This window comes from Bacillus sp. FSL R5-0659 (assembly GCF_038008785.1).
In the GTDB taxonomy this organism is placed as follows: domain Bacteria; phylum Bacillota; class Bacilli; order Bacillales; family Bacillaceae; genus Bacillus; species Bacillus safensis.
This window is the reverse complement of the sequence record NZ_JBBOZU010000001.1, coordinates 2,295,641-2,316,435: the sequence shown is the minus strand read 5'-3', so window position 1 is coordinate 2,316,435 and position 20,795 is coordinate 2,295,641. Positions and strand designations below refer to the sequence as shown.

Below are 20,795 nucleotides of genomic sequence, written 5' to 3'. Positions count from 1 at the left end.
CAGAGGCAAAGGAGTGCAGAGATTTTGAGTAGAAATTCTCGATTTGAACATCGTGATAAGCGCAGAAAGGCAAATATGGTGCTTAACATATTAATTGGTATCGTTGTGGTGCTTATTTTGGTTGTCGCATCGAGTTTGTTAATTTTTAATAAGCCGAAAGATCCAGATGTAGCGGATGCACCATCAAAAACGGCACCTGCAACAAGTGAAAATAAACAAAACTCAGAAGAAGATGTGAAAGATCCAAAGAAAGACACATCCGATGATTCAGATGCAAAAAAAGATGATTCATCTGATCAAGACGACGATACGAAGAAGACAGATGATGAAGAAAAACCTAATAAAGATGCGTTAAAAGATGCCAAAGAAACAGACGGTGGCAAAACGAGTGACGTAGACAAAACATACGAAAACGATGACTGGGAGCCTGTAGGAACAGAGCAATCCGGTTCACATACAGCGACCTATGATTCTAAATCAAAAGACTGGAAAGAAATGATCAAAGCGATGTCCTATGCGACAGGAATTTCAGAAGATCAAATGACCGTTCTTTGGTTAGGAAATAACGGAGGTCCTCAAGATGCAAAAGGAACCATCCGTGATAAATCAACAGGTGAACGCTACCGCGTGGAAATTACGTGGGTAGATGAAAAAGGCTGGAAACCTGTGAAGGTTGAAAAATTAAGATAAACACGAAAAAAAGATAGCATATTTGCTATCTTTTTTTGTTTAGACATTCGCTTTAAAATGAACAACTGCTGTATACAAAATCCGCTCATCGATCACAGTCGTTTGATGACTGACAGAATGAACGGTCAGCAGAATCGCCTGATTATGTTCAATTTGTTTTTGGATCTTTTGTTCAAGTTCTTTTAAAGATGTTGCTTCAAAAAATTCAATTTTATCCTTTAAAAAATCCAGCTGAAAATCCATTTGATTCACCTCTCTATACTCTTCATTCATCTTAATCTCTCTCCCTCAGAAGGGCAAATATTTTTCTACCTCTCCCAGTATTTTTTAGTAGGAAAGAAACAGAAGTTGTGGTAGGATAGGAACTGTTCGACGGAATAAAACATACTATACGCATAGGAATAAAAAGATAAAGTGGAGGGAAAGAAAATGGGACGTGAATTTCTTTCTTTATTTGATCATTGGGCTGACTCTTATGACGACACGGTGAGTGGTCATGACGAGCAGTATAAAGAAGTGTTTCGCCGGTATCCGGCTATTTTAAAAGAAATTACCCGCCGTTCAGGCCAATATGTTCTTGAGTTTGGAAGCGGTACGGGGAATCTAACAGCGCTCCTGCTTGCAGCTGATAAAAACGTGTTTGGTGTTGAACCATCAGATGCTATGAAGAAAGCAGCTCTTCAAAAAGGAATACCAAATATACTTCATGATGGGGATTTTTTATCATTTCCAGCGCCGCCTTTTGAGCCGGATACGATCGTCAGCTCATATGCATTCCACCATTTAACGGATGAAGAAAAAAAACAAGCCATTCACACCTATAGCAACATCCTTCACTCAGATGGTAAAATAGTCTTTGCTGATACAATGTTTCAAAATCAAGCAGCACATCAAGCTGAAATCGACAAAGCGAGAGCTGCAGGGTTCGATCAGCTTGCAGAAGATTTAGAAACGGAATATTATCCATCCATTGATGTGCTAAAGGAAATCTTTGAAGAAGAAGGTTTTAGCACATCCTTTCATCAAATGAATGATTTTGTTTGGATCGTAGAAGCGAAGAAAAGGGAATGAAAGGATGTTTTTGTTTTGAAAATCGCAGTTATAGGTGCAATGGAAGAAGAAGTGACGATTTTAAGAGATCAACTAAAGAATGCTACACAAGAAAACATCGCTGGGTGTGAATTTACAACAGGTGTTTATGAAGATAAAGAAGTGATTTTATTAAAATCAGGGATTGGAAAAGTAAATGCAGCGGTCAGCACAACATTACTGCTTGACCGCTTTCAGCCAGATTATGTGATCAATACAGGATCTGCTGGCGGTTTCCATCACTCATTAAATGTAGGTGATATTGTCATCTCTACTGATGTGAGACATCATGATGTAGATGTGACCATCTTTGATTACGAATATGGACAAGTGCCGGGACTTCCAGCTGCTTTCATTGCGGATGAAAAGCTTGTGAAGCTTGCAGAGGAATCTGCTTTAGAGATCGATCATATTCAAGTGGCAAAAGGAACGATTGCAACAGGAGATTCATTTATGAATGATCCGGATCGTGTAGCGTTTGTAAGAGAGAAGTTTCCAGAGCTATATGCGGTGGAAATGGAAGCTGCAGCTGTTGCACAGGTCTGTCAGCTCTTTGGTACGCCATTTGTTGTCGTTCGTGCGCTATCAGATATTGCAGGGAAAGAATCCAATATCTCCTTTGATCAATTCCTTGAGCAAGCAGCGATTCACTCAACCGACCTTGTCTTGCGTATGATAAAGCAAACACAATAAAAGAAGGGGTTTCCCCCTTCTTTTCCATGCAAAGGAAGGGAATTATATGGCTGTCATAAAGGATATTACCGAATTAATTGGCCGCACACCGCTTTTAAAGCTGTCAGGGATTGGCGTCCCAGAAGGCGTTGAGGTGTATGCAAAGCTTGAGATGATGAATCCAGGTGGAAGTATTAAAGATCGTTTAGGTGATATGCTCATCAGAGAAGCATTAGCATCTGGCAAACTGCGTCCAGGCGGAACGATTATTGAAGCAACTGCTGGAAACACAGGAATTGGGCTTGCCCTAAGTGCAAGAAAGCATCAATTGCAGACCATTTTTTGTGTACCAGAACATTTTAGTCAAGAAAAACAACAGGTGATGAAGGCGCTCGGTGCAGAGATTATTCATACGCCAAGAAATGAAGGCATGAAGGGTGCGATTGATCGAGCCCTTGAACTAGAGGCAAGCCTTGACAATGCCTATTGTGTTTTACAATTTAAAAACCAAGTAAATCCATTGACTTACTACAGAACGCTCGGTCCGGAATTATGGTCCGACTTAAAAGAGAATATCGATGTATTCGTCGCAGGAGCAGGATCTGGCGGGACTTTTCAAGGTTGTGCCGCCTATTTAAAAGAGCAGCATCCGTCGTTAAAAACGGTTGTTGTGGAGCCTGAAGGGTCAATTTTAAATGGTGGGGATCCGGGCCCGCATAGAACGGAAGGAATTGGTCTTGAATTTATCCCAGATTATATGGAGCAGGCTTTATTCGATGAGATTTACACTGTCAGTGATGATGATGCGTTTCGAATGGTGAAAGAAGCAGCTGAAAAAGAAGGTGTTCTCATCGGCAGCTCTTCTGGTGCCGCTTTATTTGCCGCTTTAGAGGAAGCAAAGAAAGCAGCACCTGGGACAGTCATTGTCACCATTTTTCCTGACAGCAGTGAGCGATATTTAAGTAAAGGAATTTATGAGGGAGGAAAATAGAATGAAACCAAAAACAATGATGATTCACAGCGGAACAACGGGTGATGAAAGAACAGGCGCCGTGTCTGTACCTATTTACCAAGTGAGCACGTATAAGCAGCCAAAAGCAGGCGAACATACGGGGTATGAATACTCCAGAACAGCAAATCCAACAAGAACCGCACTGGAAACAGTCATTCGTGATCTTGAAGGAGGAGCAAACGGCTACGCATTTGGTTCAGGAATGGCAGCCATTACGGCGGTGATGATGCTGTTTAACAGCGGGGATCATATTGTCCTGACAGATGACGTGTACGGCGGAACCTACCGCGTCATCACAAAGGTGCTAAACCGAATTGGCATTACTGCAACCTTTGTTGACACAAGTGATCCTGAAGCGGTGAAAAAAGCCATTTTACCTGAAACAAAAGCCGTTTACATTGAATCACCAACCAATCCTTTACTCAAAATGACGGATCTAAAAGCGATCGGCGAATTGACAAAGGAAGCCAACATCTTGATGATTGTCGATAATACATTTTTCACACCGTATTTCCAAAAGCCGATTGAATATGGTGCGGACATTGTTCTGCACAGTGCGACTAAATATTTAGGCGGTCATAGTGATGTTGTGGGCGGGCTTGTCGTCACAGCGACGAAAGAGCTTGGAGAAGAACTGCACTTTGTTCAAAACTCGACAGGCGGAATTCTTGGACCGCAGGATTCATGGCTTCTCATGAGAGGGATGAAAACACTTGGGCTAAGAATGGAAGCACATCAACAAAATGCACAGAAAATCGCTGAGTTTTTAAAGCAACATCCAGCTGTCACACGTGTTTATTATCCAGGTCTCGGTACTCATCCTGGCCATGAACTTGCGAAAACGCAAGCATCTGGCTTCGGCGGAATGATCTCTTTTGATATTGGAAAAGAAGAACATGTTGATGTATTTTTGAGCCAGCTAAAGCTGTTTACGATCGCAGAAAGCCTTGGAGCTGTTGAAAGCTTAATTTCTGTCCCTGCCCGGATGACCCATGCGTCCATTCCAAAAGACCGCAGGGAGGAGCTTGGCATCACAGATGGTTTAATTCGTATTTCCGTTGGGATTGAAGATGTTGATGATTTACTACATGATATCAAGCAAGGACTAAGCGCGCTGGCGAATGGATAGATTTACATGCTCCTCGCTTTCTCTCACTATGTTAAGCTATGAATAGACATTGATAACTGGAAGGTGAAACAAGTGAAGAAAAAGTGGAGTGATTTAGTGACAGATTACAAGCAGTACGCTTTTATTTTGCTTGCTGTCAGCACCTTTTTATATATTGGTACGATCTTACCGAACCAGCACATCGAAGCATCTCCAAAAATGCTGATGATGGGAATAGATTGTGTTTTCTTATTAGCCGCTTTTGTTTGTGTTAAACGTGCGATTTTCTTTCAAAAGAAACTGCAAGAATTAGATGAAGATTAATTCGAAAGTCTCCTCATGTGCCTGAGGGGGCTTTTTTCATTGTATTGGACAATCGGACAAGAATAACTGTAGAAATTTAGTCAAAAACACAAAAATCATCTATATTACTAAAAACAGGTTTACAAAATGGTGCTTGCTGGATATACTTACAAAGTAATTAAAAAAACGTAAAGGAGGCTGAAGAATATGTTATTCGTATCTACTTGTGATCAATTCAACCAACAATTTCATCATGTCATCAGCCTGTGGAAGAGTTCGTGTTCTTCCTTTGCCTTATACGGTGCACGCTTTATAACTGTTTAAGTAGTAAACGAGGATTTCACACGTATCATCCATTGCAGGTTGGAAGACACTGTCTTTTGAGCTGTATTTTTGTGTGCCCGCAGGTCAACTGATAAAGAAGATCTGCGGGCTATTTCGCGTGCTGCGAACTGAAGGGAGGTGAGCGTATATGACAATCCATTTATTTTTTATTACATTGACGATCAAACGTAAATACAAGGATATTGAAACTGTTCTTTACGAACAAGAAGTCGAAACATTTTATGAAGAAATGAAACAGAAACAACTAAAGTATATGAACTAAAACAGGAAATGAAAAAAGTGAAAAGGAGGAGATTAACATGTTTATGATGCTTGCCATGCTTGATTGTTATACGAGGGAGAAGGACCAGGTTTAGACACGCTCCACATTGATCACCTGCACATATGATAACCGTAAAAGGAGATTGTGAGGTGATCAATAAATGTCGATGTCACCATATATGAGATTTCCGTCTGTGGGGCACGGATATGCATCTATTCCGCATTCCTTAAAGCACGGGTATGGCAATCCATACCGCATGCAAAGAGAGCAAGAGGAAATGCTCAGACGTTATATGTATCAATACCGGACTTATTGGTATTAAAGAAAAGGAGCAGGAAACGTCATGGTTTCCTGCTCCTTTTACGTTAGCAAATCCAGCTTGCACCAATGATGATCAACAAAATGAACAGTACAACAAGCAATGCGAATCCGCCTGCAAAACCGCCACCGTAGCCACCGCAGTAGCCTCCAGAATAACCGCCAAAGCCCATAATCTAGCACCACCTTTATCTTATCAAGATACATTTATAAATTATGCAGCTCATGCAGAAAACGAAATCAATCTGAGCACAAATAATGAAAACGCCTATTCAGGTCAAAAAATTTTCACTTTCTGCGAAACATTTTCTGAAAAGGAGCGTCTTATAAAGGACAAATAAATTAGGACTAGGTCTTAATTTTTGTTAGGTGAGAGCCGATATGAAAAGTAAGAAAATTTGTAAATAGTTATATTTACTGGTGAAAAGCAGGTGTTAACATTGATTCAAAGCTGGATTGGAAAACAAATGAGAGAACCAAAAGGCTTGTTCTCAAAATGGGTTGCCCGCTATATGGAAAAAAATCATCATAATATCAATGAATGGACGCTTCAACTCTTAAATATACAAGAAAATGACCGAATTTTAGAAATTGGGACTGGAAGAGGCATCACCTTATCAAAGGTAGCAGAAAAACTTGACCGCGGAAAAGTATATGGAGTAGATGCCTCTCGTCATATGATTAAATATGCAATAAGAAAACATAAGAAGCTTGCGGAACAGGACAAAGCCGTTATTACGCTTGGTAAGGCTGAGCAATTACCTTTTGAAGACAGATCATTCAATAAATTATTTACGGTGCAGACGATCTATTACTTGAAGGATATTGAGCAAGTTATGAAGGAAGTGTACCGCGTCCTTCAAGTGGATGGTGAAGTATTTTTATCTTTTCAAAAGCAGGAGCTGATAAAGGAACAAAAACGGTCAACATCTTTTTCATCGTACAGTGAACAAGAGATCAGCCGTCTGTTTTCAGCATATCACTTTAGAGAAGTCTCGGTTTATCACTATGATACATACATCTGTATCAAAGCTTTAAAATGATGAAAATATTTCCCAGGTAATGAACAAGCACTCAAAAAGAGGCTCTTCGTCAGAGGAGCCTCTTTTTCTGCAATTGAATGTAAAAATAAATAAAGGCTCTTCATCAGAAGAGCCTTTTGTATGTAAGGTAGGCGCCAGCCAGGTGTGTAAGGAATGATAGTATATATAAGGAATTTGTTTGTCGATTAAGGATACCTGTCTGGCTTATTTCTTATATCGACACCGTTCTGCAAAAGTTTAGCTTTTTTTTCAATATTTTCTTTTTTATTTCATTGGAAGACACATTTTTCTTTCTCACGTAGACATGTACCCCCTTCTTTTTCACATAATGTGCGGTTTGAAGAAGGAAATTGCTTAAGAAATAGAGAAAATTGTAGAGACTTCATTTTTAAACAAAAGGGAGGAATGAAATCATGTCGGGAAACAAAGGTGTCGTTTATAAAGGAGCAGGAAAAGTAGCAGTTGAGGATATTGGATACCCTGATTTGGTCTTAAAAGATGGCCCGGGTGTACCTAAAGCCAATGTGGGGCGCAAATGTGAGCATGGCGTCATTTTAAAAGTAGTGACGACGAATATTTGCGGAAGTGATCAGCACATGGTAAGAGGGCGTACGACTGCACCTGAAGGACTTGTCCTTGGTCATGAAATTACAGGTGAAGTCGTTGAAGTTGGGCGAGATGTGGAATTTATTCAAAAAGGAGATCTTGTGTCCGTTCCGTTTAATATTGCATGCGGACGCTGCGTCATGTGTAAGGAACAAAAGACCCATGTGTGCTTAAATGTAAACCCGGACCGTCCAGGCTCTGCCTATGGATATGTAGATATGGGCGGATGGGTTGGCGGTCAATCCGAGTATGTCATGGTTCCATATGCAGATTTTCAGCTGCTCAAATTTCCAGACAAAGATCAAGCGATGGAAAAAATCCTTGATCTCACAATGCTTTCCGATATTTTCCCGACAGGTTTTCATGGTGCTTATACGGCAGGAGTAAAGCCTGGTTCGACCGTATATATTGCAGGTGCTGGCCCAGTAGGTCTTGCAGCAGCCCATTCGGCTCAGCTTCTTGGCGCATCTGCTGTGATTGTTGGAGATCTGAATGAGCAAAGACTGGAGCAGGCAAGAAGTTTCGGCTGTGAGACGATCAATTTACGAAAACATGATCGAATCGGCGAACAAATTACGAATATTTTAGGGGAGCCAGAAGTCGATTGTGCTGTCGATTGTGTCGGCTTTGAAGCGTCGGGTCATGGAGATCAGGGAGAAGCACCAGCGACCGTTTTAAATACAATTATGGATATTACCAAAGTTGGCGGCAAGCTTGGAATTCCAGGGCTTTACGTCACAGAAGATCCAGGAGCAGTGGATGCCGATGCAAAAGTCGGTTCTCTGAAAGTGCGAATTGGACTTGGCTGGGCGAAAGCTCATACCTTTGTGACAGGTCAAACCCCTGTTATGCAATATCATCGCAGTCTAATGAAATCCATTTTAAGCGGAAGAGCACAGATCGCCAAAGCCGTCAATGCGACCGTCATTGACCTTGATCAAGCTCCTAAAGGATATAGTGACTTTGATTCGGGTGTGGCGAAGAAATTTGTGATTGACCCGCACGGGATGCTTTCTCGATAAACTTTTAACATGAAAGGAGCCGCTCAATAAAATGGGACGGCTCTTTATTGTGGAAAATCCAATCTATTTCAAAGGGGAGGAATCAGATGAATACAGATCAAGCCAAAAGAAGAGTTATAGAACAATTTGGGAGAAATGCAGAAAAGTATGTGACGAGTCAAACTCATGCAAAGGGAGCAGACCTAGATCTCATTGTTGAATGGGCAGCTCCAGAAGAAAGCTGGATCGTTCTTGATATAGCAACTGGTGGAGGGCATACCGCAAAAACACTGGCACCATATGTGAAACAAGTGTTTGCGACGGATTTAACGAAAGAAATGCTTTCTCATACATCACTTCATTTAAAAGCGTATCCACAAATTTTTTATGTAGTAGCGGATGCAGAAAGCCTTCCTTTTTTAGATGGCACATTTGATATGGTCACATGCCGAATTGCAGCACACCATTTCCCGCACCCTGAACAGTTTGCCAAAGAGGCATCTCGTGTATTAAAGTCAAATGGTCTGTTTTTCTTTATTGATAATGTTTCGCCAAATGATGAAGAGCTTGCACTATTTATCAATGAGCTAGAACGATTGAGAGACCCAAGTCATGTCTCCTGTCTATCTACAGAACAATGGCGGGAATTGTTTTTAAAAGAGGGAATAAAAGAAGTAAAATCAATGGAACGAAAAAAACGTTACCCTTTTCAAGAATGGGTCAAGCGAACAACGAAAACTTTAAAGGAAGAAGAGATCGTTACAAAATATTTGTTAGATGCTAACGAAAAAATAAAGCAATATTATAGATTGAAAATGACAGAGGATCAAATAGAATCAATAGAGGTAGATGACTGGGTTGCTCTTTTCAGGAAAGGATAAAAGTAAATCATTCAAACCAGTCATAGAAAGGAATCAATCAAATGCTGAATTTTAAAGGAAAAACCGTCATCATCACAGGCGCAGCCAATGGAATTGGTGAAGCGATCGCCTGCGGTTATGCAAAAGAAGGGGCGCGTGTGGTGTTTGCGGATATAGATGAAGAGAAGGGGAAGCGTTTGGAGGAGCAGCTGAGAAAAGAGTCCTATGAAGTTTATTTCATCAAAACGGATGTGAAACAAGAGAAGGATATCCAGCGCTTAATGTCGTTTGCAGCGGAGCGCTGTAAAACGATTGATATTCTCATCAATAATGCAGGCGTCATGTGCACAGTATCACCTTATGAATTAACAGTCGATGAGTGGGATCATGTCCTGCATACAAACGTAAGAGGGACTTTCTTATGTGCTAGAGAAGCAGCGCGTTATATGAAAGAGAATCCAAAAGGCGGTTCCATTGTGAACATTTCATCTACCCGTGCGACCATGTCAGAGCCTCATACGGAAGCTTATGCTGCATCAAAAGGCGGGATTTCTGCACTTACTCATGCCTTGGCAGTTTCTTTTAGTGAGGATCATATTACGGTGAATAGCATTTCCCCTGGATGGATTGAAACGAAAGATGAGAAAAGTCTTCGAGAAATTGACCATCAGCAGCATCTTTCCAATCGAGTCGGCACCCCTAAGGATATTGTGAAAGCTTGTTTTTATTTAACAGATGAAGACAATCAATTTGTGACCGGCACAGATTTGGTTGTTGATGGCGGCATGACTAGAAAAATGATTTATGCGGATTAATATGAAAAAAACATTGACGCTTTGATCAAGCGGCAGTACAATATGTAACAATTCAGCTGAAGATCGTGATGAAAAAAAGACACAGCGCTAATAGAGAAGAGTACATCATAGCTGCCCCACACAGAGAACTCCGTGAAGCTGAGAAGGAGCTGGGAAGCATGATGGAACCAAGCCTCTTAGCTCTGCACCGGATTCTCTCGGATGGTGGTGCAGCGAATTTCTCCCGTTACAGAGAAGGGTGAATGATCACCCGCTAAGGTTCATCTGGCAACAGATGAATGAACTGAGGTGGCAACGCGGAGTAAATCCCGTCCTCAAGACAGAAATGTCTTGGGGGCGGGATTTTTTTTATGACAAATAGGGGGGACAATGATGAAAAAACATTGGCGGGATATGAGTATTTTGCTTGGAGCCATCGGGATCGCAAACATAGGAGAATGGATTTATATGATTGCCCTCCATCTGCTTATTTTTCAAGAAACGGGCTCTGTACTTGCTGTAACAGCAGTTTATTTGCTAAGACCGGCAGCTTCTCTTTTAACCAATAGCTGGTCTGGCAGTTTGATTGACAGGCTGAATCAGCGGAATGTGATGATCAGTTTAGATATTACCCGTGCTTTGCTCATTGCATGCATCCCTTTTGCCTTATTTTCAGGACATCTGCTCATCCTGTATGTCATGGTGTTTTTCATACAGATGGCACAAGCGATGTTTCATCCAGCGTCGATGGTGTATATGACAGGACTCATCCCGGCCGATAACCGAAAACGGTTTAATGCCATTCGCTCTTTATTACAATCCGGTGGATTTTTACTTGGACCCGCAGCAGCAGGTCTGCTTTTTCTCATCGGGACGCCTGTTCTTTCAATTTATGTAAATGCGTTCTGCCTTTTGATATCTGCTCTGTTAACGATGTGTTTACCGAATTTGCTCAAAACAGATGCTGGCCAAAAGGGGTTTTCCCTTTCAATGTTAAAAGAGGATGCCAAGCTGGTTCTGCGATTTAGTCTGACGTCACGCCAGATCATGGCGGTATATTTATTATTTAGTGCGGCGATATCGGTCCTTCCTACGGCCATTGACTCACTTGAAACAGCCTTTGCAAAAGAAGTACTGATGCTGACTGATACCCAATATGGCCTTCTTGTTAGTGTGGCTGGAGCAGGCATCATCGCAGGGGCAAGTCTTAATTCGGTCATTGTCGAAAGGCTGTCAGTTTCGCTGATGCTTGGAGTCGGCAGTTTGTTTGTGGCGTTTGGCTATCTTATATATGCATTTTCCAGCACCCTATTTGCAGCCGCTGTTGGATTTTTTGTTTTAGCCTTCTTTTTAGCTTTTGCGAATACAGGTTTTATGACGTTCTATCAAACAAATATCCCAGTAGAGGTGATGGGAAGGATAGCCAGCTTTTATGCTTTCATTGAAGCCATTTTGACAATAGCCATGACAGGAATATTCGGCGGGCTTGCTCATGTTTTATCAATCAGAATGTCCATCATCATTGGGTGTATATGTATGCTTCTTATCTGTCTATTGCTATGTTTTGTCATCTTTCGTCCATTGACTGTCAAAAAAATAGTGCATCCTACTTAGAAAATTAAAAAAATTATGTTATCATTATTTAAGTAAGTTAATTAAATTGATGAGAAAAGGAGTCTTACAAATGAAAGCACTACGCTGGCACGATCAAAAGGACATTCGACTAGAGGAAATTGACGAACCAACAGTTGCTCCAGGTAAAGTGAAACTGAAAGTAAAATGGTGCGGCATTTGTGGTAGTGATTTACATGAATATTTAGGCGGACCGATCTTCATTCCTGTGAATGAACCTCATCCACTTACAAAAGAAAAAGCACCAATTACATTGGGACACGAGTTCTCTGGGGAAGTTGTTGAAGTAGGAGAAGGCGTAAGCAATTACAAAGTAGGCGATCGAGTGGTTGTAGAACCTATTTTTGCAACTCACGGGCATCAAGGTGCTTATAACTTAGATGAAAACATGGGCTTTTTAGGACTTGCCGGAGGCGGCGGTGGATTCTCTGAATATGTATCAGTTGATGAAGAATTACTTCATTTATTACCAGACGAAATCTCCTATGAGCAAGGCGCGCTTGTTGAGCCTTCTGCAGTTGCTTTATATGCGGTACGTTCTAGTAAAGTACAAGCTGGGGATACAGCGGCTGTGTTTGGCTGCGGACCAATTGGTTTACTTGTCATTGAAGCATTAAAAGCAGCTGGTGCTACTGATATTTATGCAGTTGAATTATCAAAAGAACGCCAAGAGAAAGCAAAAGAGCTTGGAGCGATCATTGTAGATCCTTCTCAATATGAAGATGTTGTTCAAGAAATCGCACGCCGTACAAACGGTGGCGTCGATGTTTCTTTTGAAGTGACAGGTGTACCTGTTGTATTGAAGCAAGCAATCCAATCAACTAGAATTTCAGGTGAAACCGTCATTGTAAGTATTTGGGAAAAAGGCGCAGAAATTATGCCGAATGATATTGTCATTAAAGAACGTACAGTGAAAGGAATTATCGGCTACAGAGACGTATTCCCATCTGTATTAAACTTAATGAGAAAAGGCTATTTCTCTGCAGACACACTCGTCACGAAAAAAATCAAGCTGGACGATGTGATCGAGGATGGTTTCCATGCTTTAATCAATGAAAAAGATCAAGTGAAAATTTTAGTCAGTGCTGAATAAGTAAGATAACAAAGGGAATGGCATAAGCCATTCTCTTTTTTTATGTGATCAGATCATTTTCATAAAGAGAGCTGCGGTTGAATAGTGATAATTGAAAAGATGTTTCATGATAAGGGAGATGACATCATGTTTTATCACATCAAAGAATTGCAATATGAAGCAAAGCCCTCAAAGCCTGATCCGCTTTACGCGAAAAAGCTGCAAGAAGTATTAGGCGGTCAATATGGTGAAATTAGTGTGATGATGCAATATTTATTTCAAGGCTTTAATTGCCGGGCAGACCAAAAATATAGGGATTTATTATTTGATATTGGTACAGAGGAAATTGGTCATGTCGAAATGCTGGCGACAATGATCGCTCGTCTACTTGATAAAGCACCGGTAAAAGAACAGGAACAGGCGTATCAAAGTGATCCGGCACTTGCGGCTGTTATGGGCGGAATGAATCCGCAGCATGCAATTGTTGCCGGCTTAGGGGCGATGGCAGCGGATAGTCAAGGGTATCCGTGGAATGCCAAGTATATCATTGCAAGCGGAAATTTAATGGCGGATTTCAGAGCCAATTTAAATGCAGAATCACAGGGGAGACTTCAGGTCACAAGGCTTTATGAGATGACAGATGACCGCGGCGTCAAAGATATGCTTTCCTTCCTCATTGCTCGTGATACATATCATCAAAATATGTGGGTTGCGGCAATTAAGGAATTAGAAGAGCGGGAAGGGGATGTCGTCGTACCAACTACTTTCCCTCGTTCACTAGAAAAACAGCAAGTATCCTATGATTTGTTTAACTTTTCAAGAGGGGAAGAAAGCAAGGAAGGCAGATGGGCACATGGCCGCAGCATGGATGGAAAAGGAGAGTTCAGATATATTTCTGCACCTGTCGTATTCGGCTCAGCACCAAAGCTCAATCCCGCACCAAAAGAACTGTTTAACACACCAAAAAAGGGTGAATAAAAAAGTCGATCAGGTTTTTGTGCCTGATCGACTTTTTAACGTCCGAGAGTTCTGCCGTACACGCTGACACGTTTCTCTAATAATGCAAAAGCTAATTCAAAGAAAATGCTCAGCAGCCAATAGATCAAAGCAGAGACGAGATAAGTTTCTAAAAACTGATAGCCGTCATTTGCAATGATCCGGGAAATACCCATGATTTCGAGTACCCCAATTGTAAACGAAAGAGATGTCGCTTTTAATAGCTGAACGAGCTGATTGCCTAGGTTCGGTAAGGCCACAACAAATGCCTGCGGCAAAATAATGCGAAGCATCGCCTGCCTTGTGGTCATGCCTACAATTTTTGCCGCTTCCAGCTGCCCTTTGTCTACTGCGAGAAGTGCACTTCGGACCACCTCTGTTAAATGGGCGGCTGAATGCAGGCTGAAGGTAATGAGGGCAACAGCTAATGGGGAGACCATGTCCGGGTGAAAGGTCAGCCCGAATGTGCCGCTCATGCTAGTTAGAACAAAAGGAAGCCCATAAAAGAAAGCAAACAGTTGAACAATTAGAGGCGTACCTCTAAAAAAGGAGACGTAGAGCGTGACCAACTGCCTGAGTACAGGGATGCGAAAGAGACGAATAAAAGCAAAAACAGATCCGATCACAAGACTCACAGCCATAGAAACTAGTGCAATTAATAAGGTGAAAGGAACGCCTTTTAGAATATGAGGTACTTGGTCAATCGCAAATTGAATATCAATGGTTTGCATCTAAATCGCCTCCTTAACGTGACAGGCTGGTGCGGCCTTTTACAAATTTCTTTTCAAGCAGCATGGTGACTAGTTCAATGCTCATACAAATGAGCCAGTACAAAATCGCAATGATTACATATACTTCAAACATGCCGATTCCATAGTTATTTCCTAAGATGATCTTCACCTGTCCCATAATATCGATGAGCCCGATCGTAAAGGCAATGGCCGTGTCTTTCACAAGATCAATGGTGTAATTTCCGAGGTTTGGCAGGGCAATGAGAAAGGCCTGCGGGATAATGATCCTGATCAAGGCCTGTGTATCTGTCATCCCAACAATGTAGGCGGCTTCCAGCTGATCTTTCCCAACTGATGAATACGCACTGCGAAAGACTTCAGATAAATAAGCGCCCGTATGTAAAGAGAACGTCATCATCACAAATAACACACGATCCCAATGGTTGATTTGAATTCCTGCCACAAGTAAAAGCTGAGGCAGTCCAAAATAAATTAAGAATAACTGAACAATTAATGGCGTACTTCGTGTAAAAGATAAATAGACAACAGCCAATTGCTTCAGCACTGGGATTTGCTTAATACGAATGCATGCAAATAGGAGCCCTATTATGATAGCGAAAAACAATGACACTACAATAATGAGAAAAGTGAGTGGCAGGCGTTCAAGCACCTGTAAAAAGATCCGCAGCCAATCTCCAGCTGTAAACGTCATGACGCTTCCTTCCTTTCTTCATATTGATAGCCTTGCTCTGAGATGTAGTCAATATCTTGAAAGAAATCAACCCCAAACCACTTTTTCGCAAGCTTAGGCAATGTTCCATCATCAATCATCTCTTGTGTAACCCGGTCCAAATCTGCTGCAAGCTGTTTTTGACTTGGCTGTAAGACAAGATAGATCGGCTCCTTTGACACGATCCCGCCCACTTTGACCTTCAGATTCAGATTCTTATGAATGGTATCAAAGGTTGAAATATTCATAAACGCCGCATCAGACCGTCCGCTTTCAACGCGCTTTAAGTTGAGTTCATTTGAAGGGCTCTCAATGGTTGTCAGCGGAATATCTGGATCATGTTCTTCATTATATTGATTTAATATGGAACGCAATCCGCCGCTAGGACTGACAGGAGCCAGCTTTTTAGATGTCATATCGTCAAGCGATTGAATATCCTGGTTTGATTCATTCACAATTAAACCTGTCATCGAATAGCCGTACGGAACCTTAGGATAAAGAAACCGCTTTTCGCGTTCAGGGTTACTGAAAAACCAATTAGCTGCCATTTCAAACTTCCCCGCGCCAACACCAATTAAATTGGATTCTTCCTCGCCAAATATGTAATCAAAATGGATGTGCGGAAGTCTTTTTTCCACTTCATTTAAATAATCAATGTTATAGCCAATCGGTTCGTTTCGGTCATTTGTCGCTAAAAAGGGTGGATTGACCTCTGCACTCAGTGCGACTTTCACAATTTGTTTTCCATCATCTGTTGTTGTTTTTACACTGCTGCAGCCAATCAGAGAGAGGAGAAACAGAAGGACACCAGATGTCATGAATGCTGTCTTTTGCTTCATATGTCTTCCTCCGATCCTTGCCACATTCCGCGATGAATTCTGGATAAAAATTGTTTCGTTCGTTCATGCTGAGGCTTCATTAGAACATCTTCTGGTGAGCCTTTTTCAACAATTTCCCCATCTGCCATAAAGATCACCGTATCCGCTACGTCCTTTGCAAACGAAATTTCATGCGTCACAATGACCATCGTCATCCCCTGGCTTGCAATATCTTTGATCATTTCAAGGATTTCTCCAACCATCTCTGGGTCCAGTGCGGAGGTTGGTTCATCAAACAAAAGCACCGCAGGATTCATCGCAAGAGCGCGGGCAATTCCAATCCGCTGCTGCTGCCCGCCAGATAATTCACTCGGAAATGCATCCTTTTTATGAAGCAGTCCAATCCGCGTTAAAAATTGCTCTCCAACCTTTTCTGCTTCTTTCTTAGACATGTTTTGAGACACAATCAATCCCTCTGTAATATTTTCAAGTGCCCGTTTATTTTGAAACAAGTGATAATGCTGAAATACCATGGAAGATTGCTGCCTTAGTTTTAAAAGATCTTTTTTATGATATCGTTCAAATTGAATCGTGGCTTCTCCAACAGTCAGCTTTCCTTTGTCTGGAATGTCGAGGCTGTTTAAACTGCGGAGAAGTGTTGTTTTTCCTGATCCGCTCGGTCCAATAATTGCGACCACTTCACCTTCTTGTACGGAAAAATCAATGCCTTTTAACACATGGGTCTGCCCATAAGATTTATGTAGATTAGTAGCTGAGATCATAAAAGCATCACGTTCCTTTGACAGATGTACTTAATATTGATAAAATTTAACACATTAAATCCTATAAGTAAAGTGTGTTTTATTCATTCCAATTGGAAAAATGAGATATCATAGATTGTGAGAAACAGAGGAGTTGGATACATTTTGTCTAAAGCATTATTTGTCGATACCGATTTTCAAAAAACATGGCTCAATCAGCTGGAATCTCTTCGTGAAACGATCGAACAAAACGCAAAAAAACATGATGAAGGCGCTTATTTTCCTAAAAAGAATATCGAATCATTAGTAAACATGGGATATACAACCCTGTCTCTCCCCGCTGAATATGGAGGCGGAGGTCAATCTGTAACAGATATGGTTCTATTTCAAGAAACGCTTGGGAGCATGGACGGAGCAACTGCCTTATCGATCGGCTGGCACCAAGGAGTTGTAGGTGAAATTTATGAAAAGAAACTATGGAATGAGAAACAGCTGCAATTCTTTGCGGAAGAAGTGAAGAAGGGCGCCCTTGTCAACCGCGCTGTGAGTGAGGCGCAGACAGGCAGCCCAACAAGAGGCGGCAAGCCTGGAACAACAGCGATTAAATCAGGTGATCGCTGGGTGATCAATGGACGTAAAATTTTCACAACGATGTCACCAGCTCTCACATACTTTTTAGTCGGCGTATGGATTGAAGAAAAAGAAGCGATGGGATTCTTCTTAATTCACCGTGATACGAAAGGTGTTTCTATAGAAGAAACATGGGATGTTGTCGGCATGAGAGGAACAGAAAGCCATGATTTAATCCTAGACCAAGTGGAAGTCCCAGATGACATGCTTGTTGAAGTGCAAAAAGGACCTCGAGGCGGTACATTAAACCCTTGGATTGCACATATTCCTTCCTGCTATTTAGGGATTGCGCAAGCGGCAAGAGATTATGCTGTTCAGTATGCCATTACCCATTCACCGAACAGTATTAGCGGAACGATTAGTGACCTGCCAAATGTCCAAACACTGATTGGCGAAATTGATTTACTACTAAAGCAAGCACGCCACGTCATCTATTCAACGACAACATTGTATGAGCAGCCTGAGAAAAGAGAGCTGTTAATCAATGAATTCGGTGCAGTGAAGCATACAGTCGTCAATCATAGTCTGCAGGTGGTTGATAAAGCCATGCGTTTAGTCGGTGCAAAAAGTTTGAGTCTTGGCTGTCCGCTGCAGCGTTACTATCGAGATATTCGGGCTGGGCTCCATAACCCGCCAATGGATGATATGACGATTTCAAAAATCGCGAAGCAGGCCATTGAAGAGAAAAAAGAAAGCTAATATGATCAGAAAGCCGGATGAAACCGGCTTTTTTTATTTGACAGAAAAGAGGACAAGCGTACCTTATGTCTCATCGCTCAGGCATGCTACAATCGATACAAATCATGGGAAAAGGAGCGATTTTTTTGAAGAAAAAGCATATGAAATGGTTGGTTTCATCCATTATGCTGATGGCGCTTTGTATCGGTCAGCCGTCATCAAGTGAGGGAACATCACCAGCATGGTCAGTAGATGAATTCTTGAAAGACAGGGAAGGTACATTTGTGATCCAAGAAGTAAAAGAAAAATCGCCATGGGTGTATAACAAAAAAAGAGCGAATCAGCGCTTTGCCCCACAATCAACATTTAAAGTGGCAAATGCCCTCATCGGCCTCCAAACAGGCGCGGTGAGAGATGAATATGACATCAAATATTGGGACGGAGTAAAAAGAGAAATTGATAACTGGAATAAGGATCATACACTGGGCTCTGGCATGAGAGATTCAGTCGTCTGGTACTATCAAGCCATGGCGCGTGACATCGGGGAAGAACGCATGAGCCATTGGGTGAAAGCCATTCACTATGGCAATGAAGACATATCTGGTGGAATCGATCAATTTTGGTTAAGCAATTCGTTGCGCATTTCTCCAATAGAACAAGTCCATTTCCTCAAACAGCTATATGAAGAAAGTCTCCCATTTGACCTATCTGTCATGAGAACGGTCAAACGAATGATGATACAAGAAGAAGAGAAACATGCCACCCTATACGGAAAAACAGGCTCCGGCTCTGGCATTGGATGGTACGTAGGCTTCATCAAACATGAAAACAAAACCTACATCTTCGCCACAAATATCGAAGGCACCGGACTAGAAGCAAAAGAAATCACCTATCGTATTTTGAAAAAATATCATTTGATTGAAGCATCCGTTTAGGATGCTTTTTATATGAACTTTTTTATGGTCATCTACATTACTAAGGTTTGAATAAATCAAAAAATTTGACGAGTAAGAGTATAGATAATGACCGTTGAATAAAGAGTTGTCATATAAATTAGTGAGTAGACAAACATAAATGATGCCCACTTCTCTGAATTCATTCGCTTGTAACCTAAAATACTTAAACAAATCCATATAAAACCTAGAAAAAAAGACATAAGCACAAGCCCTATGCTTAAAGAACGGAAAAGAAAACTGCTTAAGGTTATTGCTAAGATATAAAGATTGGTTTGCAAGTATGTTCTTTTCATTCCTTTTACAACAGGTAACATGGGAATGTTTGCTGCCTTGTATTCATTTTGCTTTCTAATAGCTATTGAGTAAAAATGCGGCATCTGCCAAATAATTGTAATGAAAAATAACCCCAGAATAGCTGGGTGTGAGATGTCTGGTGAAATAGCCGTCCAACCAATGAGAGGCGGCATTGCCCCAGAAATGCTACCAATTTCTGTGTTGTAAACGGTTTTTCTTTTACTCCACATTGTATAAGGGAAAATATAAAAAAGTAAACCAATCAATCCTATAATAGCTGCTAGATAGGTTGTAAATGCTAAAAAAATCAATCCTAAAATAGACATTAAGATACTAAGCCATAGAACTTTTTTAAGATTGACTTCTCCTGTTACAGTAGGTCTGTTTTTTGTTCTATTCATCACGGAATCTATGTCCCTATCATACAAATTGTTTAAAGCTCCAGCAGCACCAATTAATAAAATTGAACCTGTAAATGCAAATAGTATCTCAATAGATTTATGAAGGATGTCAATTTGATAAGTGTATAATGCCAAGGTTAAGCCAGCACACATTGGGATTAAATTTGATGTAATAATTCCTGATTTAACTGTTTGAGCGATTATGTCCCTTTTCGTTTTGTGAATTTTTTTCCCCATCTTTCGCATTGTTTTGCTCCTTTTCCATAGCGATTAATTGTTTATGCTGTACATCAAGATATATACCATATAGAATTTATATACTAATTGGTATATTAATTCTATATGGTATTATTGTCAATATAAGGAGGTAAAGGAATGATTAGACAAAGAAAAACGCAAAATGAAAGGAAATATGAAACACGGAAATTACTCATAAATTCTGCAGTTGAGAATTTCGCCAAGTATGGTTTTCATGGGGTCTCCATTGATAAATTGGCAGAATATGCAGGATTTAGCAAAGGGGCCTTTTATGCGCATTTCCATTCAAAGGAAGAGATCTTTCTGGCTCTATTGGAACAACAAATGCAATTACATGTTAAAAAAATCAATGCTTTATTAGCAGAACAGCCTTCTCTTTTACACTTTCCAGAAAAAATGAATCAAATGTCTATTCAAAATTGTGAAGAAAATCGGACGTGGAGCCTGCTTAATATGGAATTTCTTTTGTATTCAATGAGAAATGAGGAAGTAAGGTGTCAGTGGTCAAATATGATCCTACAATCGGTAAAACAAATCTCTCAATCCATTGAGAATTTAATAGAAAAAGAGAACCTTACATGTACTCTTTCACCTGAAGAAATGGCATGGACAATTCTCTCATTGGAAAATGGTATAGCAATATTTCATTTTATTAGTCAAGACCATATACCACATGATTTATTAGAAAAATCCTTAAAAAGATTAATTTCCTTTAAATAGAAATTAAGGTTCCTT

25 protein-coding genes are annotated in these 20,795 nt (G+C 40.8%); 18 read left to right on the top strand and 7 right to left on the bottom strand.

The window, feature by feature from the left end:
• The first annotated feature begins 24 nt into the window (after nucleotides 1-24).
• Complete coding sequence (locus tag NSQ72_RS11900; protein WP_106025820.1) at nucleotides 25-690, top strand: YrrS family protein; 666 nt, start codon at nucleotides 25-27, stop codon at nucleotides 688-690.
• Nucleotides 691-729: 39 nt separating this feature from the next.
• Here the strand turns inward: NSQ72_RS11900 and NSQ72_RS11895 are convergent, their stop codons facing one another.
• Entirely contained in the window at nucleotides 730-933 is a 204-nt protein-coding gene (locus NSQ72_RS11895; RefSeq protein WP_024423103.1) for a YrzA family protein, read from the bottom strand.
• A 186-nt stretch (nucleotides 934-1,119) separates the two neighbouring features.
• Here NSQ72_RS11895 and NSQ72_RS11890 point away from each other — a divergent pair, with 186 nt between their 5' ends.
• The 7 genes from NSQ72_RS11890 (at nucleotide 1,120) to NSQ72_RS11860 (ending at nucleotide 5,803) form a co-directional block, all read left to right on the top strand.
• Nucleotides 1,120-1,761: a class I SAM-dependent DNA methyltransferase gene (locus NSQ72_RS11890; RefSeq protein ID WP_059374690.1), complete on the top strand. Its 642-nt coding sequence runs from the start codon at nucleotides 1,120-1,122 to the stop codon at nucleotides 1,759-1,761.
• Nucleotides 1,762-1,776: 15 nt separating this feature from the next.
• A complete protein-coding gene (gene mtnN / locus NSQ72_RS11885; protein WP_024423101.1) occupies nucleotides 1,777-2,472 on the top strand; it encodes a 5'-methylthioadenosine/S-adenosylhomocysteine nucleosidase in 696 nt (231 codons plus the stop codon).
• A 46-nt stretch (nucleotides 2,473-2,518) separates the two neighbouring features.
• The gene (locus tag NSQ72_RS11880; RefSeq protein ID WP_144490360.1) at nucleotides 2,519-3,442 is read left to right on the top strand and encodes a PLP-dependent cysteine synthase family protein; all 924 of its coding nucleotides are present in this window, start codon (nucleotides 2,519-2,521) and stop codon (nucleotides 3,440-3,442) included.
• 1 nt (nucleotide 3,443) lies between these two features.
• Nucleotides 3,444-4,592 carry a bifunctional cystathionine gamma-lyase/homocysteine desulfhydrase gene (locus NSQ72_RS11875; protein WP_039180222.1) on the top strand — a complete coding sequence of 383 codons (1,149 nt, stop codon included), beginning with the start codon at nucleotides 3,444-3,446 and terminating at the stop codon, nucleotides 4,590-4,592.
• 72 nt (nucleotides 4,593-4,664) lie between these two features.
• A complete protein-coding gene (locus tag NSQ72_RS11870; RefSeq protein WP_034279976.1) occupies nucleotides 4,665-4,895 on the top strand; it encodes a YrhC family protein in 231 nt (76 codons plus the stop codon).
• A 451-nt stretch (nucleotides 4,896-5,346) separates the two neighbouring features.
• Entirely contained in the window at nucleotides 5,347-5,481 is a 135-nt protein-coding gene (locus NSQ72_RS11865; RefSeq protein ID WP_064497892.1) for a YrzI family small protein, read from the top strand.
• A gap of 160 nt (nucleotides 5,482-5,641) precedes the next feature.
• On the top strand, nucleotides 5,642-5,803 hold the full coding sequence (locus tag NSQ72_RS11860; protein WP_155267112.1) for a hypothetical protein: 162 nt from the start codon (nucleotides 5,642-5,644) through the stop codon (nucleotides 5,801-5,803).
• Nucleotides 5,804-5,846: 43 nt separating this feature from the next.
• Here the strand turns inward: NSQ72_RS11860 and NSQ72_RS19335 are convergent, their stop codons facing one another.
• Nucleotides 5,847-5,972 (bottom strand): YjcZ family sporulation protein, encoded by a 126-nt coding sequence (locus NSQ72_RS19335; protein WP_008342643.1) that lies wholly within the window; start codon nucleotides 5,970-5,972, stop codon nucleotides 5,847-5,849.
• Between the two features lie 267 nt (nucleotides 5,973-6,239).
• On the opposite strand from NSQ72_RS19335, the gene NSQ72_RS11850 reads away from it, so the two are divergent.
• The 7 genes from NSQ72_RS11850 (at nucleotide 6,240) to NSQ72_RS11820 (ending at nucleotide 13,785) form a co-directional block, all read left to right on the top strand.
• Nucleotides 6,240-6,842, top strand: coding sequence for a class I SAM-dependent methyltransferase (locus NSQ72_RS11850; protein ID WP_341085030.1), 603 nt, complete (start codon nucleotides 6,240-6,242; stop codon nucleotides 6,840-6,842).
• A 413-nt stretch (nucleotides 6,843-7,255) separates the two neighbouring features.
• Nucleotides 7,256-8,470, top strand: coding sequence for a formaldehyde dehydrogenase, glutathione-independent (gene fdhA, locus NSQ72_RS11845; protein ID WP_024423097.1), 1,215 nt, complete (start codon nucleotides 7,256-7,258; stop codon nucleotides 8,468-8,470).
• Nucleotides 8,471-8,556: 86 nt separating this feature from the next.
• Nucleotides 8,557-9,330, top strand: a complete 774-nt coding sequence (locus NSQ72_RS11840) for a class I SAM-dependent methyltransferase (protein ID WP_341084110.1) — start codon at nucleotides 8,557-8,559, stop codon at nucleotides 9,328-9,330.
• 44 nt (nucleotides 9,331-9,374) lie between these two features.
• Complete coding sequence (locus tag NSQ72_RS11835) at nucleotides 9,375-10,124, top strand: SDR family oxidoreductase (protein WP_099663569.1); 750 nt, start codon at nucleotides 9,375-9,377, stop codon at nucleotides 10,122-10,124.
• Between the two features lie 372 nt (nucleotides 10,125-10,496).
• On the top strand, nucleotides 10,497-11,717 hold the full coding sequence (locus NSQ72_RS11830; RefSeq protein WP_341084109.1) for an MFS transporter: 1,221 nt from the start codon (nucleotides 10,497-10,499) through the stop codon (nucleotides 11,715-11,717).
• A gap of 70 nt (nucleotides 11,718-11,787) precedes the next feature.
• The gene (locus NSQ72_RS11825; protein WP_017358082.1) at nucleotides 11,788-12,828 is read left to right on the top strand and encodes a 2,3-butanediol dehydrogenase; all 1,041 of its coding nucleotides are present in this window, start codon (nucleotides 11,788-11,790) and stop codon (nucleotides 12,826-12,828) included.
• Nucleotides 12,829-12,954: 126 nt separating this feature from the next.
• Nucleotides 12,955-13,785 carry a manganese catalase family protein gene (locus NSQ72_RS11820; protein WP_126681547.1) on the top strand — a complete coding sequence of 277 codons (831 nt, stop codon included), beginning with the start codon at nucleotides 12,955-12,957 and terminating at the stop codon, nucleotides 13,783-13,785.
• 35 nt (nucleotides 13,786-13,820) lie between these two features.
• On the opposite strand, the gene NSQ72_RS11815 is transcribed toward NSQ72_RS11820, so the two are convergent.
• Genes NSQ72_RS11815 through NSQ72_RS11800 form a run of 4 tightly spaced genes read right to left on the bottom strand, consistent with a single transcriptional unit; the run spans nucleotide 13,821 to nucleotide 16,864 of the window.
• Nucleotides 13,821-14,534: an amino acid ABC transporter permease gene (locus NSQ72_RS11815; protein ID WP_144490357.1), complete on the bottom strand. Its 714-nt coding sequence runs from the start codon at nucleotides 14,532-14,534 to the stop codon at nucleotides 13,821-13,823.
• 13 nt (nucleotides 14,535-14,547) lie between these two features.
• Nucleotides 14,548-15,246, bottom strand: coding sequence for an amino acid ABC transporter permease (locus tag NSQ72_RS11810; RefSeq protein ID WP_341084104.1), 699 nt, complete (start codon nucleotides 15,244-15,246; stop codon nucleotides 14,548-14,550).
• The gene (locus NSQ72_RS11805) at nucleotides 15,243-16,103 is read right to left on the bottom strand and encodes an amino acid ABC transporter substrate-binding protein (protein ID WP_341084101.1); all 861 of its coding nucleotides are present in this window, start codon (nucleotides 16,101-16,103) and stop codon (nucleotides 15,243-15,245) included. The genes NSQ72_RS11810 and NSQ72_RS11805 overlap by 4 nt, the downstream gene beginning before the upstream one ends.
• Complete coding sequence (locus NSQ72_RS11800) at nucleotides 16,100-16,864, bottom strand: amino acid ABC transporter ATP-binding protein (protein ID WP_059374701.1); 765 nt, start codon at nucleotides 16,862-16,864, stop codon at nucleotides 16,100-16,102. Before NSQ72_RS11800 ends, NSQ72_RS11805 begins: the two co-directional genes overlap by 4 nt.
• Before the next feature lie 144 nt (nucleotides 16,865-17,008).
• On the opposite strand from NSQ72_RS11800, the gene NSQ72_RS11795 reads away from it, so the two are divergent.
• Both NSQ72_RS11795 and blaBPU read left to right on the top strand, forming a co-directional pair.
• On the top strand, nucleotides 17,009-18,172 hold the full coding sequence (locus NSQ72_RS11795; protein WP_144516112.1) for an acyl-CoA dehydrogenase family protein: 1,164 nt from the start codon (nucleotides 17,009-17,011) through the stop codon (nucleotides 18,170-18,172).
• Nucleotides 18,173-18,297: 125 nt separating this feature from the next.
• A complete protein-coding gene (gene blaBPU / locus NSQ72_RS11790) occupies nucleotides 18,298-19,086 on the top strand; it encodes a BPU family class D beta-lactamase (protein ID WP_341084100.1) in 789 nt (262 codons plus the stop codon).
• Nucleotides 19,087-19,142: 56 nt separating this feature from the next.
• Here blaBPU and cyoE read toward each other — a convergent pair whose 3' ends face one another.
• On the bottom strand, nucleotides 19,143-20,048 hold the full coding sequence (cyoE, locus tag NSQ72_RS11785; protein WP_252049628.1) for a heme o synthase: 906 nt from the start codon (nucleotides 20,046-20,048) through the stop codon (nucleotides 19,143-19,145).
• Nucleotides 20,049-20,177: 129 nt separating this feature from the next.
• Here cyoE and NSQ72_RS11780 point away from each other — a divergent pair, with 129 nt between their 5' ends.
• On the top strand, nucleotides 20,178-20,780 hold the full coding sequence (locus tag NSQ72_RS11780; RefSeq protein WP_341084098.1) for a TetR/AcrR family transcriptional regulator: 603 nt from the start codon (nucleotides 20,178-20,180) through the stop codon (nucleotides 20,778-20,780).
• The last annotated feature ends 15 nt before the right edge of the window (nucleotides 20,781-20,795 follow it).

Coding starts and splice junctions, on each gene's coding strand:
- NSQ72_RS11830 (WP_341084109.1), top strand. CDS start 10,497: ATGAAAAAACATTGGCGGGATATGAGTATTTTGCTTGGAGCCATCGGG.
- NSQ72_RS11805 (WP_341084101.1), bottom strand. CDS start 16,103: ATGAAGCAAAAGACAGCATTCATGACATCTGGTGTCCTTCTGTTTCTC.
- NSQ72_RS11810 (WP_341084104.1), bottom strand. CDS start 15,246: ATGACGTTTACAGCTGGAGATTGGCTGCGGATCTTTTTACAGGTGCTT.
- NSQ72_RS11840 (WP_341084110.1), top strand. CDS start 8,557: ATGAATACAGATCAAGCCAAAAGAAGAGTTATAGAACAATTTGGGAGA.
- NSQ72_RS19335 (WP_008342643.1), bottom strand. CDS start 5,972: ATGGGCTTTGGCGGTTATTCTGGAGGCTACTGCGGTGGCTACGGTGGC.
- NSQ72_RS11865 (WP_064497892.1), top strand. CDS start 5,347: ATGACAATCCATTTATTTTTTATTACATTGACGATCAAACGTAAATAC.
- NSQ72_RS11890 (WP_059374690.1), top strand. CDS start 1,120: ATGGGACGTGAATTTCTTTCTTTATTTGATCATTGGGCTGACTCTTAT.
- NSQ72_RS11820 (WP_126681547.1), top strand. CDS start 12,955: ATGTTTTATCACATCAAAGAATTGCAATATGAAGCAAAGCCCTCAAAG.
- fdhA (WP_024423097.1), top strand. CDS start 7,256: ATGTCGGGAAACAAAGGTGTCGTTTATAAAGGAGCAGGAAAAGTAGCA.
- NSQ72_RS11895 (WP_024423103.1), bottom strand. CDS start 933: ATGGATTTTCAGCTGGATTTTTTAAAGGATAAAATTGAATTTTTTGAA.
- cyoE (WP_252049628.1), bottom strand. CDS start 20,048: ATGCGAAAGATGGGGAAAAAAATTCACAAAACGAAAAGGGACATAATC.
- NSQ72_RS11800 (WP_059374701.1), bottom strand. CDS start 16,864: ATGATCTCAGCTACTAATCTACATAAATCTTATGGGCAGACCCATGTG.
- NSQ72_RS11780 (WP_341084098.1), top strand. CDS start 20,178: ATGATTAGACAAAGAAAAACGCAAAATGAAAGGAAATATGAAACACGG.
- NSQ72_RS11815 (WP_144490357.1), bottom strand. CDS start 14,534: ATGCAAACCATTGATATTCAATTTGCGATTGACCAAGTACCTCATATT.
- NSQ72_RS11880 (WP_144490360.1), top strand. CDS start 2,519: ATGGCTGTCATAAAGGATATTACCGAATTAATTGGCCGCACACCGCTT.
- NSQ72_RS11825 (WP_017358082.1), top strand. CDS start 11,788: ATGAAAGCACTACGCTGGCACGATCAAAAGGACATTCGACTAGAGGAA.
- NSQ72_RS11860 (WP_155267112.1), top strand. CDS start 5,642: ATGTCGATGTCACCATATATGAGATTTCCGTCTGTGGGGCACGGATAT.
- NSQ72_RS11875 (WP_039180222.1), top strand. CDS start 3,444: ATGAAACCAAAAACAATGATGATTCACAGCGGAACAACGGGTGATGAA.